We start from the raw sequence: 17,474 nt of genomic DNA, 5'->3' as shown, positions 1-17,474 counted from the left end.
CGCCGCAGCGGCCCCGCGCGCTCAGTTGAACAGGTTGAAGTGGTAGTTGATGCCGACCTTCAGGAGGTGGGTGTCGAGGCCGGTGCGCGCGCCGAACTGCGTGCCGAAGGCGCGGAAGCGGACGTCCCGCCCGAGATCGGCGTAGAGGTATTCGCCCTTCACCGAGAGGCTCGGAGTGATCATGTACTCGAGGCCGGCACCGACGGTGTAGCCGTCGACCGGGACCGAGGCGTTGATGGAGGCCGGCAGCACGAGGCCCGGTCCCGTGGCGATGCCGCGGATGCCGATCTCGGTGAAGGCCCAGCCGCCGGTGGCGTAAGCCAGCAGCGGCCCCCAGGCGTAGCCGACGCGGCCCCGGACGGTGACGAAGTAGGTGTCGGTCTTCAGGCCGCCATTGGCGCTGGCGGCACCGGCCGACGCGCGGAACTCGTTGTGGATGTCGGAGTAGTTCGCGTCGGTCTCGATGCCGACCACGAAGCCGTTATCGGGCGTGAACTGGTAGTTGTAGCCCACGGTGCCGCCCGCCACGAAGCCGGCGGCCGAGGCCTCGGCGCGGGAGGCCGGGAGGGCGGCCGGACGCGGGGAGGTCGTCGAGGCGCGGAAGTCGCCGCCGACGGCGCCGCCCGCGTTCACACCGGCGTAGAACCCGGTCCAGGTGAAGGCCGGCGGAGCCACCGGATAGACCGGCGGCGGCGCGACGCGACGCGGCAGGTCGGCGGCCTGGGCGGCACCCGCCAGCGCGAGCAGGCCCGTGGCGGCGAGCAGGTAGGACTTCACGTGAACAACCCCCATGGATCGTCGGGCCGGCCCGATCATGCGGTCGCCGCCCGGTTCGGATGTCGTGCCGGGCGGACGCAGAGTCGCGCCGGATCGGCTCAGCGGCCGCACACAATCATGATGGGTTGTTCGAGGCTATCGCATTTGCGCAACACCAATGCCCGCGGTCGAAGGTCGAGCGACCCTGCGTCGGCCGCCGTAATCGTGGCGACGATTCTGGAACACGCCGCCAGTGCTGGATCGAGAGCTTGGCGACATCATCTCGCCGACGGCCGGATGGGGTAACGGCGGACAGGTCTCGGCGCCGTCTCGTGCTCCTGCGGCGCGGGGCCGCCTCCCCGGACGGTCCCGATCCGCCCTATCAGGCCGTTCCACCTCGCGAGCCTCACCGCATGTCCGGCAACACCCTCGTTCTCATCCCCTGCCTCGCGGTCGCCGTGGTGCTGCTGTTCGGGCTCGCCAACATGCTGCGCGGCGGCAGCGCCAACCTCTCGCAGCGGCTGATGCGCCTGCGGGTGATGCTCCAGTTCGTCGCCATCCTGGTCATCATGGGGGTCCTGTGGTGGCGCGGCGGCTGACCCAGCGACACTGTGGCGGGGTGGACGCACGGGGTGGAAAACCACGGTGAGACGGATTGTGCGGCGAGACGAGACGCGCGCGCCCTGGCTAAGGTGATCGGCGCCCCAGCAACGGGGCGGTGGACCCGTTCGACAGATGCGCGTAACCCTTCCGAGCCTCGCCGCGGCGTTCGCCGCCACGGTCGTTCTGGCTGCACCGGCCGCCGAGGCCGCGGACCCTACGGCCCTGGTGCCCGTCTACCGGCCCCCGGTTCAGCCCCTCAGCATCGTCTCGGAGTTCCGCATCGGCGGCGCCGCCCAGGATCCGGGCAGCAACGAGAAGAACACCAGCAACATTAACGGCGAGTTGCTGTTCGCCAAGCCGGTGACCGGGCTCGACCGGTTCTGGGCCGCCTTCGTGCCGCGCCCGACCGTCGGCGGCAGCTACAACGTCGACGGCCGCACCAGCTACGCCTATCTCGGCGCGACCTGGACCGCCGACATCACCGACCGGATCTTCGTCGAGGGCTTCTTCGGCGCCGGCTTCCACGACGGCTGGACGGGCCCGAAGGTCTACGTGCCCAAGACCTTCAACTCGCTCGGCTGCAACCCGCTGTTCCGCGAGGCGGCGGCCGTCGGCTTCCGACTCACCGAGCACTGGAGCGTCATGGCGACGATCGAGCACATGTCGAATGCCGGCCTCTGCGTCAACAACCGCGGCCTGACCAATTTCGGCGGCAAGATCGCCTATACTTTCTGACGGCTGCCCTCCCTGTGGGTGGGGCTGGCGCTTCGACGGAGGAGCGCTAGAACTCGCCAGCGAGCGGGCACGCCCCGCCGAAGGGAGCGTGCCGTGGTCGTCCTCAACCGCATCTACACCCGCACCGGCGATTCCGGCACCACCGCGCTCGCCAGCGGCGAGCGACGCTCGAAGGCGGATCTCCGCGTCGAGACCTACGGCACCGTCGACGAGACCAATGCCTGCCTCGGGCTGGCGCGCCTGCACACGACCGGCGACCTCGATGCGATGCTGGGCCGGATGCAGAACGACCTGTTCGATCTCGGCGCCGACCTCGCGACGCCCGAGACCGGCGAACCCTTGCCTTACGAGCCGCTGCGGATCGTCGCCGCCCAGGTCGAGCGGGTCGAGCGCGAGATCGACGCGCTGAATGCCGGGCTCACCCCCTTGCGCTCCTTCGTGCTGCCGGGCGGCTCGCCCGCAGCGGCTTCCCTGCACCTCGCCCGCACGGTGTGCCGCCGGGCCGAGCGCCTGGCGGTGGCCCTGGCGGCAACGCCGGGCGAGACCGTCTCGCCGGTGGCGATCCAGTACCTGAACCGCCTGTCGGATTTCCTGTTCGTCGCCGCGCGGGTCGCCAACGACGGCGGCGCCGCCGACGTGCTGTGGGTTCCAGGAAAAACCCGCGCTCAAGACGCGCGCTGAACGGTGGGGCGGCGGGCTTCCGGGGCGCGTTGACAATTCGGAAAATGGGCCGCTACGGTCCGCGCCACCTTGCTCCATCGGGGATGATCGCGGGCCGGCCACAGGGAGGGCCCGACCACGATCGCCCCTTCATCCTGAAGGATGCGACGATCATGAAGGTCCTGGTGCCCGTCAAGCGGGTAGTCGACTACAACGTGAAGATCCGGGTCAAGCCGGACGGTTCGGGCGTCGAACTCGCCAACGTCAAGATGTCGATGAACCCCTTCGACGAAATCGCCGTCGAGGAGGCGATCCGCCTGAAGGAGAAGGGCAAGGTCACGGAGATCGTCGCCGTCTCGATCGGCCCGCAGCAGGCCCAGGAGACGATCCGCACCGCGCTGGCCATGGGCGCCGACCGCGGCATCCTGGTCAAGACCGACGCCGCCGTCGAGCCGCTCGCCGTGGCCAAGCTCCTCAAGGCGCTGGTGGGACGAGAGAGCCCGGACCTCGTCATCCTCGGCAAGCAGGCGATCGACGACGACTCGAACCAGACCGGCCAGATGCTCGCCGCCCTGCTCGGCTGGCCGCAGGGTACCTTCGCGTTCAAGCTCGAGATCGGCGACGGCGCCCTCGACGTCACGCGCGAGATCGACGGCGGGTTGCAGACCCTGAACCTGAAGCTGCCGGCGATCGTCACGACGGACTTGCGCCTGAACGAGCCGCGCTACGCGTCGCTCCCCAACATCATGAAGGCGAAGAAGAAGCCCCTCGATACGGTCGAGCCGGAAGCGCTCGGCGTCGATATCGCACCGCGCCTGAAGGTGCTCAAGACCGTCGAGCCGGGCGGCCGCAAGGCCGGCGTCAAGGTCGCCAGCGCCGCCGAGCTCGTCAACAAGCTGAAGGTCGAGGCCGGCGTCCTCTGACGAGGACGTGACGGCATCCCTGGAAAGGAAGGAACGACACGCCATGACCACTCTCCTGCTGGTCGAGCATGCCGGCGGCGCCGTGAAGGACGCCAGCACCAAGGCCCTGACGGCGGCCAAGCAGCTCGGCGCCCCGGTCCACGCCCTCGTGGTCGGCGCCGATGCACAAGGCGCGGCGGAAGCCGTCGCCAAGCTCGACGGCGTCGAGAAGGTGCTGGTGGCGGCGGATGCCGCCTTCGACCACCTCCTCGCCGAGCCGACCGCCGCCCTGGTGGCGGAACTCGCCAGCGCCTACGACACCGTGATCGCCGCCGCCTCGACCGAGGGCAAGAACGTGCTGCCGCGCGTCGCCGCCCTCCTCGACGTCGCCCAGGTCTCGGACATCATCAAGGTGGTCGGCCCCGACACGTTCGAGCGGCCGATCTACGCCGGAAACGCGATCCAGACCGTGCAGGCGACCGATGCCAAGCGGGTGATCACGGTCCGCACCGCCGCCTTCCAGGCTACCCCCGAGGGCGGCGCGGCGGCTCCGGTGGAGGCTGCCGCTTCCGCCGCGGCCCCGGAGACGAAGTCGTCGTTCAAGGGCGAGGAGATCGCCAAGTCCGACCGTCCGGAGCTGGCCGGGGCGCGCATCATCGTGTCGGGCGGCCGCTCGCTCGGCTCGGCGGAAAAATTCAAGGAGCTGATCGAGCCTCTGGCCGATTCGCTGGGCGCCGCGGTCGGCGCCTCGCGCGCGGCGGTCGACGCGGGCTATGCACCGAACGACTGGCAGGTCGGCCAGACCGGCAAGGTCGTGGCGCCGGATCTATACGTCGCGGTCGGCATCTCGGGGGCGATCCAGCACCTCGCCGGCATGAAGGACTCGAAGGTCATCGTCGCGATCAACAAGGACGAGGAAGCGCCGATCTTCCAGGTCGCCGATTACGGCCTGGTCGGCGACCTGTTCCAGGTGGTGCCGGACCTGCAGCAGGAAATCGCCAAGGCCAAGGGCTGAGGACCAAGGGCTGAGGGGATGCGCTCCTCGCGCGGGCACCGCGCGGGGGGCGGCACAGGAACCGGGCAGCGTCTTCGGAACCCTTCGCATCTGCGAAGGCGCGGTGATATGAACGCTCGGCGCGGCGTGGCGGAAGGCAGGGGTGTGATGGGCATCGAGATCAAGACGGTCGGCATCATCGGAGCCGGTCAGATGGGCAGCGGCATCGCCCATGTCTGCTCCCTGGCCGGGCTCGACGTGCGGATGAACGACCGCGATCCCGAGCGCCTGAAGAACGGGCTCGCCAACGTCAACGGCAACCTGCAGCGCCAGGTCTCGAAGGGAGCGATCACCGAGAGCCAGCGCCGCGACGCGATCGAGCACATCATCGCGGTCGATTCCTTCGACGATTTCGGCCCTTGCGACCTCGTGATCGAGGCCGCGACCGAGGACGAGGCGATCAAGCGCAGCATCTTCAACGCGCTGTGTCCGTCGCTGCGGCCCGAGACGATGGTGGCGACCAACACCTCGTCGATCTCGATCACGCGGCTCGCGGCCTCGACCGACCGGCCGGAGCAGTTCATCGGCATCCACTTCATGAACCCGGTGCCGGTGATGCAGCTCGTCGAGCTGATCCGCGGCATCGCCACCGGGGATCCGACCTACGAATCGGCCAAGGCCTTCGTGAAGCGCCTCGGCAAGATCGTGACGGTGTCGGAGGATTTCCCGGCCTTCATCGTCAACCGCATCCTGCTGCCGATGATCAACGAGGCGATCTACACCCTCTACGAGGGCGTCGGCTCGGTCGATTCGATCGATACCGCGATGCGGCTCGGTGCCAACCACCCGATGGGCCCGCTCCAGCTCGCCGACTTCATCGGCCTCGATACCTGCCTGTCGATCATGCAGGTGCTCTACGAAGGCCTGGCCGATTCGAAGTACCGCCCCTGCCCGCTCCTGGTGAAATACGTCGAGGCCGGCTGGCTCGGACGCAAGACCAAGCGCGGCTTCTACGATTACCGCGGCGCGGAGCCGGTGCCGACCCGCTGAAGGTTCATTCGCCCCGCCTCGGAGGGTCCCGGTCAGCGGACCCGGATCAGGATGCGGGGCCGCCAGACGCCTAAGACCACGTTCGCCGTCGCGATGGCGAGCAGCACCCACAAGGTCCCCCGCTCGGCGCCGAGCGATTCGGCGAGCGTCGCCGGATCGACCCGGCCGAGGAGTGCCTGGGCGCTGCGCTCGGCCTCCCGCTGCATCGGCCCCTGCACGCCGATGAAGCCGTACTCGAACATCAGCACCCCCGTCGCGAGCTTCACCCAGGCCCATCCGGCCTGGTGAAAGGCTCGGTTGAGCGCGATCGCCAGCAAGCCGGCGACCAGCATCAGGGCCAGCGACGGCAGAAAGATCCAGGTCGCCACCGCCGCCATCGCGCCGCGCATCAGCGCGTAGCCGGATAAGGCGGATGGCGGGGGTGCGAGCCCGAGCAGCACGATCAGGCATGCCATCGCGCCCATCAGGCCGATCGCCCCCATCGTGTGCAGGAACTTCATCAAGCGCCGCATCGCCACGACACGATTTCCCCGTGCAGCCTTCGCGAGCCTGCGGGCGAGAGCGTAAGGGACGGCGTCGAGCCGAGGGGAATCACATTCCCGTGCCGATCGGGTGCCAGCCGAACGGCCGAAGGGCCGCCTCCCGGGTCGAGAGGCGGCCCTTCGCAGGAGCGGCGTGGCGCTTACTTGGTGGTCGTGGTCGAGCCGGTCGACTTCGGCTCGGCCGGGGCCGGATAGGCCGGGTTGCCGGCCGGCACGCCGGCGCTGTTCGCCGACGAGGTGCCGCCGCTGCCATTCGGCGAACCGGTGATCTGCTGGCGCGAGGCGTCCTGGCTCTGGCTGGCATAGTCCTTCGGCGCGTTGGCGCCGTTCCAGCCGAGCAGGGCCACCATGGCGACCGCCAGGAGGGCGAGGCTTCCGAGAAGCACGTAGAGGACGGGGCGTCCCTTCGCGCCCTGGCGGGCCGCGGTCGGGGTCTCGACGGTGCGGTTGTTGTCCATGGGGAACCTCGGGCTTGAAGCACGGCGGGCGTGGCGCCGAGCGATGAACGGTGTGTCGGGCAACGTCACCGATCGGCCGAGGTTCCTGGGTCGGGCTTCCGGCGCGCCCGGATGCCGCGCGCGCCGCTTGGCCCCTCGCTCTACTTGCCGGTCAGCAGCATGATCTTGCCGAGATGGGCGCTCGATTCCATCAGTTCGTGCGCCGCCCGCGCCTCGTCGAGCGGGAAGGTGGCGTGGATCACCGGCTTCACGGTGCCGGATTCCAGCAGCGGCCAGACCTCCTTGCGCAAGCCCTCGGCGATCGCGGCCTTCTGCGCCACGGTGCGGGGGCGCAAGGTCGAGCCGGTGACGGTCAGGCGCCGGATCATGATCGGCGTCAGGTTGAGGTTCTCGGCCTGGAAGCCCTGCAGGAAGGCGATGATGACGAGCCGGCCTTCGAGGGCCAGGGACTTCAGGTTGCGCTCCAGATAGGCGGCGCCGACCATGTCGAGGATCACGTCGACCCCCTTGCCGTCGGTGAGCCGCTTCACCTCCGCGGCGAAATCCGCCTCGCGGTAATTGATCGCGTGGTCGGCGCCGAGCGATTCGCAGAAGGCGCATTTCTCGGCCGAGCCGGCGGTGGCGAAGACCTCGGCGCCGAACCGCTTGGCGAGCTGGATCGCCGTCGAGCCGATGCCGCTCGACCCGCCATGGACCAGGAAGCGCTCGCCCTTGTGCAGGCGGCCGCGCTCGAACACGTTGGTCCAGACCGTCCAGTAATTCTCCGGCAGGCCCGCCGCCTCGACGAGCGAGAGCGGGCCGGGCTTCGGCAGGCAGAGCGCGGCTTCCGCCACGCAATATTCGGCATAGCCGCCGCTGATCGTCAGCGCACAGACCTCCTGGCCCTCGGCAAGACCGGTGACGCCTTCACCGAGCGCGACGACGCGTCCGGCGATCTCCAGCCCCGGCACCTCGGTGGCCCCGGGCGGCGGCGGATACTTGCCGGCACGCTGCTGGCAATCGGGCCGGTTCACGCCCGCCGCCACGACCTCGACCAGCACCTGGTTCGGGCCCGGGCGGGGCACCGGCACGGTCTCGATCCCGATCACCTCCGGACCGCCGGCCCCGTTGAAGCGGACCTGGCGCATGGTGGCGGGGATCGACGGCATGGGGCGGCTCCGCATTGACGGGATGTGCGCCCTTACCTGCCGCGCCGGTACGCCAGCGGCAAGGGGTCAGCGCGTCCCGTACATCCGGTCGCCGGCATCGCCGAGGCCCGGCAAGATGTAGCCGTGCTCGTTGAGGTGGCTGTCGATCGAGGCGGTCCAGACCGGCACGTCGGGATGCGAACCCTGGAACTTGGCCAGCCCCTCCGGCGCGGCGAGCAGGCAGACGAAGCGCAGGTCGCGGGCGCCGCGCTCCTTCAGCCGGTCGACCGCGGCCACCGCCGAGTTCGCCGTCGCCAGCATCGGGTCGAGGACCAGCACGGTGCGGTCGGCGAGGTCGGACGGGGCCTTGAAGTAGTATTCCACCGCCTCCAGCGAATCCGGATCGCGGTAGAGGCCGATATGGGCGACGCGGGCGGAGGGCAGGAGCGACAGCATCCCGTCGAGGAAGCCGACACCGGCGCGCAGGATCGGCGCCAGGACGAGCTTCTTGCCGGCGATCTGCGCGCCCTGCATCGTCACCAGCGGGGTCTCGATCTCGACCGGCTCCAGCGGCAGGTCGCGGGTGACCTCGTAGGCCAGCAGCATCCCGACCTCGTTCAGGAGCTGGCGGAAGCCCTTGGTCGAGCGGGCCTTGTCCCGCATCAGGGTCAGCTTGTGCTGCACCAGCGGGTGATCGACCACCGTGACCGGCGCCACCCCCGTCTCCCCGCGCGCACCCGCACCCTGCATCGCCGTCTCCCCGTTCACGATCACGCTCAAGTCTTTCAGAATACGGTGCCGTCGCTCGCGATGGCGAGAGGCGGCGCACCCTCCGGCCGCAGGGATTTGGCGAGCCGCCGGCCGGTGGCCCAGGTGCCGCCCTCCAGCACCTTGGCGAGCGGCAGGTCGGCCGGGTCCTCGATCTCCAGCCTCTGGCGCACCAGCGGCGCCAGCCGGTCGAGAAGCGCCACGGTGAGCGCCCGCCACTCGACGACGAGGCGCGACTCGACCGGGTGCGCCACCTTCGCCTCCTCGGGCCGGCGCAGGGCCAGCACCCCGGTATCGAGGAACAGGCCGCCATTGCGGTATTCGGGCAGGCCGGTCAGGGCGTCGAGGCCGGTGACGGTCAGGCCCGCCTCCTCCAGCGGCTCCAGCAGCGAATAGGCCAGCCACTGCGACAGCTTGTGGAACGGGACCAGCCCCTCCGTCGGACCGGTGCCGCCGGCGAGCGGGTGCCGCCAGGTGTCGCCGAGGTCGACCCCATCGAGGACGATGCGGCCGGGCCAGATCGGTCCGAGATGGGTCAGCAGCACCTCCAGCACCGCCTCGGCCGAGACGGCGCTATCATGAGCCTTGGCCTTGATCCGGTCGAACAGGAAGCCGGGGCGGGCATCCGGCCCGAAGCCCTCCGGGTCGGCCGCCGCGACCTGGCCGAGGCGGTTGAGGAGCGCGGTGCGGCCGGACAGGCCGACGAGCGGGTTGGTCGGCGAGACCTGGAAGCCGTCGGCGAGCTCCGCCTCGGTCAGGGTCGCGAGCGCGCGGGCATCGGCCCGGAACGGATCCTCGGGCGCTGAGGAGAACAGGCCCGACACGAACATGTCGAAGCTCGCCACCGCCAGCCCCTCGGAGCGGGCATAGGTCTCGCCGGTGCGGCCCTCCTCGTAGCGCCAGGTCGGGCCGGCGCCGGCATCCAGCAGCACGCTCACCACCACGAGGTCGAAGGCGGCCCGGGCCTGCTCGGCCGGGTCCTCGAAGGGGGCTGCGTGGACGAGGGAGCCCCAGCGCTCGAATCCGCCGACCGAGAAATGGCGCCAGCGGGCGTGATACGGGATGGCGAGGTCGGGATAGGCCTCGCGGATGGTCTCGACCACCGCGTCGGCGCAAGCCCCCAGGCGATCGAGATCGACGACGAAATGGTCGAGCTGCCCGTCGAGTCCGGCCTTGAGCAGGGTCTCGGCGCGGGCGCGCACTGCGCGAGCCGAGAGCAGGCTGCGGGCGGTCGAAAACTCAGGCACGGGCATCTCCAGGGGTGTTTGGCGGCGCCATCGGGCGATGTCAGAAACGCTCGAGGTCGCGGCCCTTCACGGCGTCGAGGGAGTCGGTGACGCCGTCCGGCGCGTAGTAGCCCGCCGCCTTCTTGGCTTCCATCTCCACCGAGGCGTCCGGCGGGATCAGCTCCGGCGGGATCGGCACCCGCTCGCCGACCTCGATGCCCGATCCGGTGATCGCGTCGAACTTCATGTTCGACATCGACATCAGCCGGTCGATGCGGCGGATGCCGAGCCAGTGCAGCACGTCGGGCATCAATTGCTGGAAGCGGGCATCCTGGACGCCTGCGACGCATTCGGTGCGCTCGAAATAGGTGGCGGCGGAATCGCCGCCCTCCTGGCGCTTGCGGGCGTTGTAGACCAGGAACTTGGTCACCTCGCCGAGCGCGCGGCCTTCCTTGCGGTTGTAGACGATGACGCCGGTGCCGCCGGCCTGCGCCTCGCGCACGCATTCCTCGATGCCGTGGGTGAGGTAGGGCCGGCAGGTGCAGATGTCGGAGCCGAACACGTCCGAGCCGTTGCACTCGTCGTGGACCCGGCAGGCGATGCGCCGGCGCGGATCGGTGAGGCCCGCCACCTCGCCCATCACGTAGACGGTGCAGCCGCCGATCGGCGGCAGGAAGACCTGGAGGTCCGGCCGTGTGACGAGTTCCGGGAACATGCCGCCGGTCTGCTCGAACAGCGTGCGGCGTAAGTTCGTCTCGCTGGTGCCGAAGCGGGCGGCGACGCCCGGCAGGTACCAGACCGGATCGACCGCGATCTTGGTGACCGAGATGTCGCCGGTGGAATGCAGCACCGTGCCGTCGGCGGCGAGGCGATGGGCGCCCATCGCCGCCAGGATCTCCGGCAGGCTCAACCGCGCCTTGGTGACCGCGATGGTCGGCCTGATGTCCGTGCCGGTGCCGATCGCATCGCGAAAGACCTCGCCGGGCATGTGCCCCCAGGGATCGAGCGAGACGATCTTGTCCGGGTCGGCCCATTGCGGGTGCGGCCCGATCGCCACCACCGGATGGGTGTTGGTGAGGTCCGGCCGCGCCAGCGGGTTCATCGCCCGGCCGGCGATGGCAAGCGCCCGGTAGAGCGAATAGGCGCCGCCATTGGCCCCGACCACGTTGCGGTCGGCCGGGTTTGTGACGGTGCCGATGATCGGGCCCCGCTCGCGCGGGTCGGCGGCGCCCCAGCGGATCGGCCAGCGGGCGGCGCCGGGCTCCGGATGCGAGGTGAGCCGGATATGCGTCGAGCGGTTGGAACTGGTCATGCGGACGCGCCGTCCTTCAACGGAGAAGGCTCCCCGCGGGGGCCGCGAGGAGCCTGTCGAGTGCTTGACCTGAGAGAGGGTGGCCCAGCCGATTCGGCGCGTCAAGCTCAAGCCTGCGGCACCCGCGGGACTTGGCGGGGCGGGCGGCGCTGATCGATGGTCGAGCGTCCTGCCCGCTGCCTGCCCCGGAATTCCCGGTCCGCCTTCGCCCGAGCCTTGACAGCGCTTGCCCCGCCGCCACATCGCCGCATCGTGGCCTCCCCCTCTCCCCTTCTGCCGGCCGGCACCACGGCCTGGCTGATCACCGACGGCAAGGCCGGCGACCTCGCGCCCTGCCGTGGCCTCGCCGCGGCGTTGGGCGTGGTGGCGCAGGAGCGGGTTGTCGCGCCGCGCCCGCCCTTCTCCTGGCTCGCGCCCCGCGGCCCAGCGGATCCGCGCGAGCGGGCGCTGACGCCGCCCTTGCCCGATCTCGCCATCGCCACCGGCCGCCGGGCGGTGCCGGCGCTCCGCGCGGTCAAGCGTCGTTCGAGGAACGAAACCTTCACGGTCTTCCTGCGCGATCCGCGCATCGGCCCCCGGGCCGCCGACCTGATCTGGGTGCCGGCACACGATTCCTTGCGCGGTGCGAACGTGATCGTGACCGAGACCGGCCCGCACCCGGTCTCGCCCGACCGCCTCGCCGCCGCGCGACACCATCCCGATCCGCGGCTCGCCGCCCTCCCCCGCCCCCGCGCCGCGGTGCTGGTCGGCGGTGACAGCCGGCACGGGCGCTTCTCTAACGAGGACGCGCGAAACCTTCTCGCCGGGCTGGAGCGCCTGGCCGGCGAGGCGAGCCTGATGATCACCACGTCGCGGCGCACGCCGGACCGCTTACGGGCGGCGCTTGCGGATCTCGCCCGCCGGCATGGCGGCTTCTTCTGGGACGGCAGCGGCGAGAACCCCTATCTCGCCCTCCTGGCCCTCGCCGACACGATCGTGGCGACGGCCGACTCGGCCAACATGGTGACGGAGGCCTGTGCCGCCGGCGTCCCGGTCCGGTTGTTCGAGCCGCACAACCTCTATCAACGCCATCACACGCTGTACGACGCGCTGAAACGGCACGGACCTGTGCATCCTTTCACGGGACGGGTTGAACCGTTACGGTCCAAGCCCTTAGACATGACACTCGCGATCGCGCAGGCTGTGGCGAATGCCTATATCGGGCATCGCGACGCGCTCGCCCGCCGGACGGCCTCCTGAGGCCCGCTCGGCGGCAGCCCCGGAGATCCTTATGTCCACGACCAAGCAGGCTCCCCAGCACGAGAAGCTCGTGATCGTCGGCTCCGGCCCGGCCGGATACACCGCCGCGATCTACGCCGCCCGCGCCATGGTCGAGCCGCTGCTGATCTCGGGCTTCCAGCCCGGCGGCCAGCTGATGATCACCACCGACGTCGAGAACTATCCGGGCTTCGCCGAGGCGATCCAGGGCCCGTGGCTGATGGAGCAGATGCGCCTCCAGGCCGAGCATGTCGGCACGCGGATCGTCTCGGAATACATCGCCAAGGTCGATCTCTCGCAAAGGCCGTTCCGGCTCGAGGCGGATTCGGGTGCCGTCTTCACCTGCGACGCGCTCATCATCGCCACCGGCGCCCAGGCGAAGTGGCTCGGCCTGCCCTCCGAGGCGAAGTTCCAGGGCTTCGGCGTCTCGGCCTGCGCCACCTGCGACGGGTTCTTCTTCCGGGGCAAGGAGGTCGTGGTCGTCGGCGGCGGCAACACCGCGGTCGAGGAAGCGCTCTACCTCGCCAATCTCGCCTCCAAGGTCACGGTGGTCCACCGCCGCGACACGTTCAGGGCCGAACGCATCCTGCAGGAGCGCCTGTTCAAGCATCCGAACGTCGAGGTGGTGTGGAATCACGCGATCGAGGAGATCTGCGGCCAGGACAAGCCGGCCCCCTCGGTCACCCATGTCCGTCTGCGCGACACGGTCGGCGGCGCGATCACCGAGCGCAAGGCCGACGGCGTGTTCGTCGCCATCGGCCACCAGCCGGCCACGGCCGTGTTCGAGGGGCAGTTGCCCTTCCGGGCCGGCGGCTACCTGGAAGTCACGCCCGGCACCGCCATGACGGCGATCCCCGGGGTGTTCGCCGCCGGCGACGTGACCGACGACGTCTACCGGCAGGCGATCACCGCCGCCGGGATGGGCTGCATGGCCGCTCTCGAGGCGGAGAAGTACCTGGCCAACCTGGCGATCGGCGAAGCGCCGCGCCAGGCCGCGGCCGAGTAGGAGAATTGTACCGGGGCCGGGGATGAGCCCCGGTTCCGGCCTTGTGGCGTTCGCTCTGAACTCACCGGCTCGAAACCAGCCGGCCGGGGCTCTGGCGAGGGGTTTGACGGCCGTGGACTGGGACAAGATCCGGATTTTCCTCAACGTCGCCGAAGCCGGCAGCTTCACCAAGGCGGGCGACGATATCGGGCTCAGCCAGTCGGCGGTCAGCCGCCAGATCAGCGCCCTCGAACGGGAACTGAAGGCGCCGCTGTTCCACCGCCACGCCCGCGGGCTGATCCTGACCGAGCAGGGCGATCTCCTGTTCCGGGCCGCCCGGGACATGAAGATGCGGCTGGAGACCACGCGGGCGCGCCTCGTCGAGACCAGCGAGCGCCCCTCGGGCGACCTCAAGGTGACGACGACGGTGGGCTTGGGCACCGCCTGGCTCGCCCAGCGGGTCGCCGAATTCCTCGACCTGCACCCGGATGTGCGCGTCGAGCTGATCCTCACCAACGAGGAACTGGACCTCGCGATGCGCGAGGCCGACGTGGCGATCCGCCTGCGCCGCCCGGCCCAGCCCGACCTGATCCAGCGTCGGCTTTTCACCGTACATTACCATGTCTTCGCTTCGCTCGAATACGTGAAGCGGTTCGGCGAGCCGAAGACGATCGACGATCTCGACAAGCACCGCCTGGTCTCGTTCGGCGGCGATCAGCCCTCCTACCTGATGGCGACCCACTGGCTCGCCACCGTCGGCCGCGAGGGGCGCGAGCACCGCACCATCCACTTCACGGTCAACAACATCTCGGCTTTGCAGCTCGCGGTCGAGACCGGCGCCGGGATCGGCATCCTGCCGGACTACGTGGCGGATGGAAACGAGCAGCTGGTTCAGGTGCTGCGCGACTACGAGATGCCGAACCTCGAGAGCTACCTCGTCTATGCCGAGGAGATGCGGACGGTCGCCCGCGTCCAGGCTTTTCGGGATTTCCTCGTCGCGAAGGCGCAGCGCTGGACGTATTGAGCGGGCAACGGCCTTCCCGCTTTGGGCAGGGCTGTCCGGGCAAAAGAAATGGGGCGGGACATCTCCTCTCCCCGCGGGCGGGGAGAGGGCCGTGTCGACGTTCAGGAGACACGGCAAGCGGAGGCGAAGCCGGAGCGAGGGTGAGGGGGTGTTTCCGGATGAGGCTCTTCCGGAAACACCCCCTCACCTTCGCCCTGCGGGCTCGCTGCTGACCCTACAAGGGGTCAGCAGCCCTCTCCCCGCCCGCGGGGAGAGGGGAATCCAGCGCCATTTCTCGATCCGGGACAGCCTTGCGCCTCGCGCGATCGCCCCGAATTCATGAGGCGGAGGAGCACCCGCTGCCGTACCGACAGGCAAGTGCTCGGGCGCACATATCAATCGTGAACCGGGGCGATGCCCTTACGTTGTCCTTACGAGAGACCCGGAGGCGATTTCCGGGCACTTCGGACTTTCGAAGGAGGCCTCCATGCGTCAGTCGCATCTCGTCGCCGCCCTGCTGACGGTGTCCCTCGCCCCCTTGCCGCTGCTGGCGCAGGCCGAGGCGCGCGTGCGCGATCCGGCCGTCACCGGCTCCATCGCCCCGCGCGAGACCACCGGCGTCGGCCAGACCAAGCCGCCGGGCGCGGCGCTGGGCCCCGATGCCGGCCTGACCCCGGAACTGCGCGAGCGCGACCGCGCGATCCAGCGCCACATCGACACCGGCATCTGCACCGGTTGCACCGAGTAGAGGGGCGCGTCACCGTTACGTCGACCCGGGCGCATTAATCCGGTCTGCATTAGACGGAATGAGCGGTTGCGGGCGCGGCGAGCCGGCGCCTAAACCGGCTGCAACCAACCGGTCCTCGACCGGGCAGGGCATACAGGGGAGGAGCGCCATGAACCAGCGGGTCGTCGAGGTCAGCCAGGATGCGCGGGCGCGGGCGCATATCGACGAGGCCAAGTATCAGGCCTGGTACGAGGCCTCGATCCGTGATCCGGAGGCGTTCTGGCGCGAGCACGGCAAGCGGATCCACTGGTTCACCCCCTATGCCAAGGTGAAGGAGACGACGTTCGGCCCCGGCGACGTCTCGATCAAGTGGTTCTCCGACGGCGTCACCAACGCCGCCTACAATTGCATCGACCGCCACCTCGAGACCCGCGGCGACCAGGTCGCGATCATCTGGGAGGGCGACGATCCGTCGGAATCGCGCCATATCACCTACCGCGAGTTGCATGCGGAGGTGTGCCGGATGGCCAACGTCCTGCGCAACCGCGGCGTCTCCAAGGGCGACCGGGTCACCATCTACCTGCCGATGATCCCGGAAGCCGCCTACGCCATGCTGGCCTGCGCCCGGCTCGGCGCGATCCACTCGGTGGTGTTCGGCGGCTTCTCGCCGGATTCGCTGGCCGGCCGCATCCAGGGCTGCGACTCGAAGCTCGTCATCACCGCCGACGAGGGCCTGCGCGGCGGCCGCAAGGTGCCGCTGAAGGCCAATGTCGACGCGGCGATCCAGCGCCTTCCGGCCGACAGCGTCGACCACGTGATCGTGGTGCGCCGCACCGGCGGCGCCGTCGAGATGGACCCGGTCCGCGACGTCTATTACGACGCAGCCGCCGCCCAGGTCACCGACGAATGCCCGGTCGCCCATGTCGAGGCCGAGCACCCGCTGTTCCTGCTCTACACCTCGGGTTCGACCGGCCAGCCGAAGGGCGTCGTCCACACCACCGGCGGCTACCTCGTCTACGCGTCGATGACGCATCAATACGTCTTCGACTACCACGAGGGCGACATCTACTGGTGCACCGCCGATGTCGGCTGGGTCACCGGGCATTCCTACATCCTGTACGGGCCGCTGGCGAACGGCGCCACCACCCTGATGTTCGAGGGCATCCCGACCTACCCGTCGATCTCGCGGTTCTGGGAGGTGGTCGACAAGCACAAGGTCAATATCTTCTACACCGCCCCGACGGCGATCCGCTCGCTGATGGGCGCCGGCGAGGAGCCGGTGAAGACAACCTCGCGGAAGACCTTGCGCGTGCTCGGCTCGGTCGGCGAGCCGATCAACCCCGAGGCCTGGGAATGGTACTATCGGGTCGTCGGCGACGAGCGCTGCCCGATCGTCGATACCTGGTGGCAGACCGAGACCGGCGGCATCCTCATCACCCCCCTCCCCGGCGCCACCCCGCTCAAGCCCGGCTCGGCGACCCGGCCGTTCTTCGGCGTCAAGCCGGTGGTGGTCGACGGCGACAACGTGGTCCAGGAAGGCGCCTGCGAGGGCAACCTCTGCATCGACGATTCGTGGCCCGGCCAGATGCGCACCGTGTGGGGCGACCACGAGCGCTTCGTCCAGACCTATTTCTCGACCTTCCCGGGCCGCTACTTCTCGGGCGACGGCTGCCGGCGCGATTCGGATGGCTATTACTGGATCACCGGCCGGGTCGACGACGTCATCAACGTCTCGGGCCATCGGATGGGCACGGCGGAGGTCGAATCCTCTCTCGTCGCCCACCCGAAGGTCTCCGAGGCCGCGGTGGTCGGCTATCCCCACGACATCAAGGGCCAGGGCATCTACGCCTACGTGACCCTGATGCAGGGCGAGGAGCCGTCCGACGCGCTCCGCAAGGAGCTGGTCGCCTGGGTGCGCAAGGATATCGGGCCGATCGCCTCGCCCGACCTGATCCAGTTCGCCCCCGGCCTGCCCAAGACACGCTCCGGCAAGATCATGCGCCGCATCCTGCGCAAGATCGCCGAGAACGAGTTCTCGTCGCTCGGCGACACCTCGACGCTCGCCGAGCCCGCGGTGGTCGACGACCTGATCGAGAACCGGCAGAACCGCGCGAAGTGATCGTGAGGCCGGGGCCCCGCTCGGGGCCCCGGCCTTTTTAATCCCGCACGAGACGGCCGCGCTTATCAGACCTTCGTCGCATCGCGGATGTTTTCAGTCCCTTTGCGCTGGCATTCGCTAGAGAATCGCGTCATCGGGATTATTGCGCCGCAGCACGGACAGTCGGCGCAAGCTCAAGCCTGTCGAGACCAGGCAACAGACGGATCGACGCACCGGTTTCATCGTGCCGTGCCGCTCGCGGCGCGCGGCG

At 69.6% G+C, this 17,474-nt stretch carries 18 protein-coding genes; 11 read left to right on the top strand and 7 right to left on the bottom strand.

The features are described from left to right. Positions 1 to 21: 21 nt before the first annotated feature. Entirely contained in the window at positions 22 to 777 is a 756-nt protein-coding gene (locus HBB12_RS19050; RefSeq protein WP_236990781.1) for an outer membrane protein, read from the bottom strand. 392 nt (positions 778 to 1,169) lie between these two features. Here HBB12_RS19050 and HBB12_RS19045 point away from each other — a divergent pair, with 392 nt between their 5' ends. The 6 genes from HBB12_RS19045 (at position 1,170) to HBB12_RS19020 (ending at position 5,700) form a co-directional block, all read left to right on the top strand. Further along, positions 1,170 to 1,355 (top strand): twin transmembrane helix small protein, encoded by a 186-nt coding sequence (locus HBB12_RS19045; protein WP_236990780.1) that lies wholly within the window; start codon positions 1,170 to 1,172, stop codon positions 1,353 to 1,355. Positions 1,356 to 1,491: 136 nt separating this feature from the next. Continuing rightward, the gene (locus HBB12_RS19040) at positions 1,492 to 2,094 is read left to right on the top strand and encodes an acyloxyacyl hydrolase (protein ID WP_236990779.1); all 603 of its coding nucleotides are present in this window, start codon (positions 1,492 to 1,494) and stop codon (positions 2,092 to 2,094) included. Between the two features lie 93 nt (positions 2,095 to 2,187). After that, positions 2,188 to 2,775, top strand: a complete 588-nt coding sequence (locus tag HBB12_RS19035; protein WP_236990778.1) for a cob(I)yrinic acid a,c-diamide adenosyltransferase — start codon at positions 2,188 to 2,190, stop codon at positions 2,773 to 2,775. Positions 2,776 to 2,927: 152 nt separating this feature from the next. Next, positions 2,928 to 3,677 carry an electron transfer flavoprotein subunit beta/FixA family protein gene (locus HBB12_RS19030; protein WP_236990777.1) on the top strand — a complete coding sequence of 250 codons (750 nt, stop codon included), beginning with the start codon at positions 2,928 to 2,930 and terminating at the stop codon, positions 3,675 to 3,677. 43 nt (positions 3,678 to 3,720) lie between these two features. Continuing rightward, positions 3,721 to 4,671, top strand: coding sequence for an electron transfer flavoprotein subunit alpha/FixB family protein (locus tag HBB12_RS19025; protein ID WP_236990776.1), 951 nt, complete (start codon positions 3,721 to 3,723; stop codon positions 4,669 to 4,671). A 147-nt stretch (positions 4,672 to 4,818) separates the two neighbouring features. After that, positions 4,819 to 5,700, top strand: coding sequence for a 3-hydroxybutyryl-CoA dehydrogenase (locus HBB12_RS19020; RefSeq protein WP_236992834.1), 882 nt, complete (start codon positions 4,819 to 4,821; stop codon positions 5,698 to 5,700). Positions 5,701 to 5,732: 32 nt separating this feature from the next. On the opposite strand, the gene HBB12_RS19015 is transcribed toward HBB12_RS19020, so the two are convergent. The 6 genes from HBB12_RS19015 to HBB12_RS18990 form a co-directional block, all read right to left on the bottom strand. After that, positions 5,733 to 6,212, bottom strand: coding sequence for a hypothetical protein (locus HBB12_RS19015; RefSeq protein WP_236992833.1), 480 nt, complete (start codon positions 6,210 to 6,212; stop codon positions 5,733 to 5,735). Between the two features lie 170 nt (positions 6,213 to 6,382). Then, positions 6,383 to 6,700 (bottom strand): hypothetical protein, encoded by a 318-nt coding sequence (locus HBB12_RS19010; RefSeq protein WP_236990775.1) that lies wholly within the window; start codon positions 6,698 to 6,700, stop codon positions 6,383 to 6,385. Between the two features lie 140 nt (positions 6,701 to 6,840). After that, positions 6,841 to 7,848, bottom strand: coding sequence for an NAD(P)H-quinone oxidoreductase (locus tag HBB12_RS19005; RefSeq protein WP_236990774.1), 1,008 nt, complete (start codon positions 7,846 to 7,848; stop codon positions 6,841 to 6,843). 66 nt (positions 7,849 to 7,914) lie between these two features. Further along, complete coding sequence (upp, locus tag HBB12_RS19000) at positions 7,915 to 8,577, bottom strand: uracil phosphoribosyltransferase (RefSeq protein WP_236992832.1); 663 nt, start codon at positions 8,575 to 8,577, stop codon at positions 7,915 to 7,917. 35 nt (positions 8,578 to 8,612) lie between these two features. Beyond that, positions 8,613 to 9,848 carry a URC4/urg3 family protein gene (locus HBB12_RS18995; RefSeq protein WP_236990773.1) on the bottom strand — a complete coding sequence of 412 codons (1,236 nt, stop codon included), beginning with the start codon at positions 9,846 to 9,848 and terminating at the stop codon, positions 8,613 to 8,615. Positions 9,849 to 9,882: 34 nt separating this feature from the next. Beyond that, positions 9,883 to 11,133 (bottom strand): GTP cyclohydrolase II, encoded by a 1,251-nt coding sequence (locus HBB12_RS18990; protein ID WP_236990772.1) that lies wholly within the window; start codon positions 11,131 to 11,133, stop codon positions 9,883 to 9,885. 216 nt (positions 11,134 to 11,349) lie between these two features. Here HBB12_RS18990 and HBB12_RS18985 point away from each other — a divergent pair, with 216 nt between their 5' ends. From HBB12_RS18985 to acs, 5 genes are all read left to right on the top strand, one after another. Then, positions 11,350 to 12,372, top strand: a complete 1,023-nt coding sequence (locus HBB12_RS18985) for a mitochondrial fission ELM1 family protein (RefSeq protein ID WP_236990771.1) — start codon at positions 11,350 to 11,352, stop codon at positions 12,370 to 12,372. Positions 12,373 to 12,403: 31 nt separating this feature from the next. Next, positions 12,404 to 13,396 carry a thioredoxin-disulfide reductase gene (trxB, locus tag HBB12_RS18980; RefSeq protein WP_236990770.1) on the top strand — a complete coding sequence of 331 codons (993 nt, stop codon included), beginning with the start codon at positions 12,404 to 12,406 and terminating at the stop codon, positions 13,394 to 13,396. Positions 13,397 to 13,508: 112 nt separating this feature from the next. Next, complete coding sequence (locus HBB12_RS18975) at positions 13,509 to 14,399, top strand: LysR family transcriptional regulator (protein WP_203156219.1); 891 nt, start codon at positions 13,509 to 13,511, stop codon at positions 14,397 to 14,399. 466 nt (positions 14,400 to 14,865) lie between these two features. Then, entirely contained in the window at positions 14,866 to 15,126 is a 261-nt protein-coding gene (locus tag HBB12_RS18970) for a hypothetical protein (protein WP_236990769.1), read from the top strand. A gap of 148 nt (positions 15,127 to 15,274) precedes the next feature. After that, positions 15,275 to 17,224 carry an acetate--CoA ligase gene (gene acs / locus HBB12_RS18965; RefSeq protein ID WP_236990768.1) on the top strand — a complete coding sequence of 650 codons (1,950 nt, stop codon included), beginning with the start codon at positions 15,275 to 15,277 and terminating at the stop codon, positions 17,222 to 17,224. Positions 17,225 to 17,474 lie beyond the last annotated feature (250 nt).

Origin of the sequence: Methylobacterium sp. SyP6R (assembly GCF_019216885.1) — a bacterium.
Lineage (GTDB): Bacteria > Pseudomonadota > Alphaproteobacteria > Rhizobiales > Beijerinckiaceae > Methylobacterium.
Note: the sequence above shows the minus strand (reverse complement) of the source record. Positions and strands in the feature narration are given on the sequence as shown.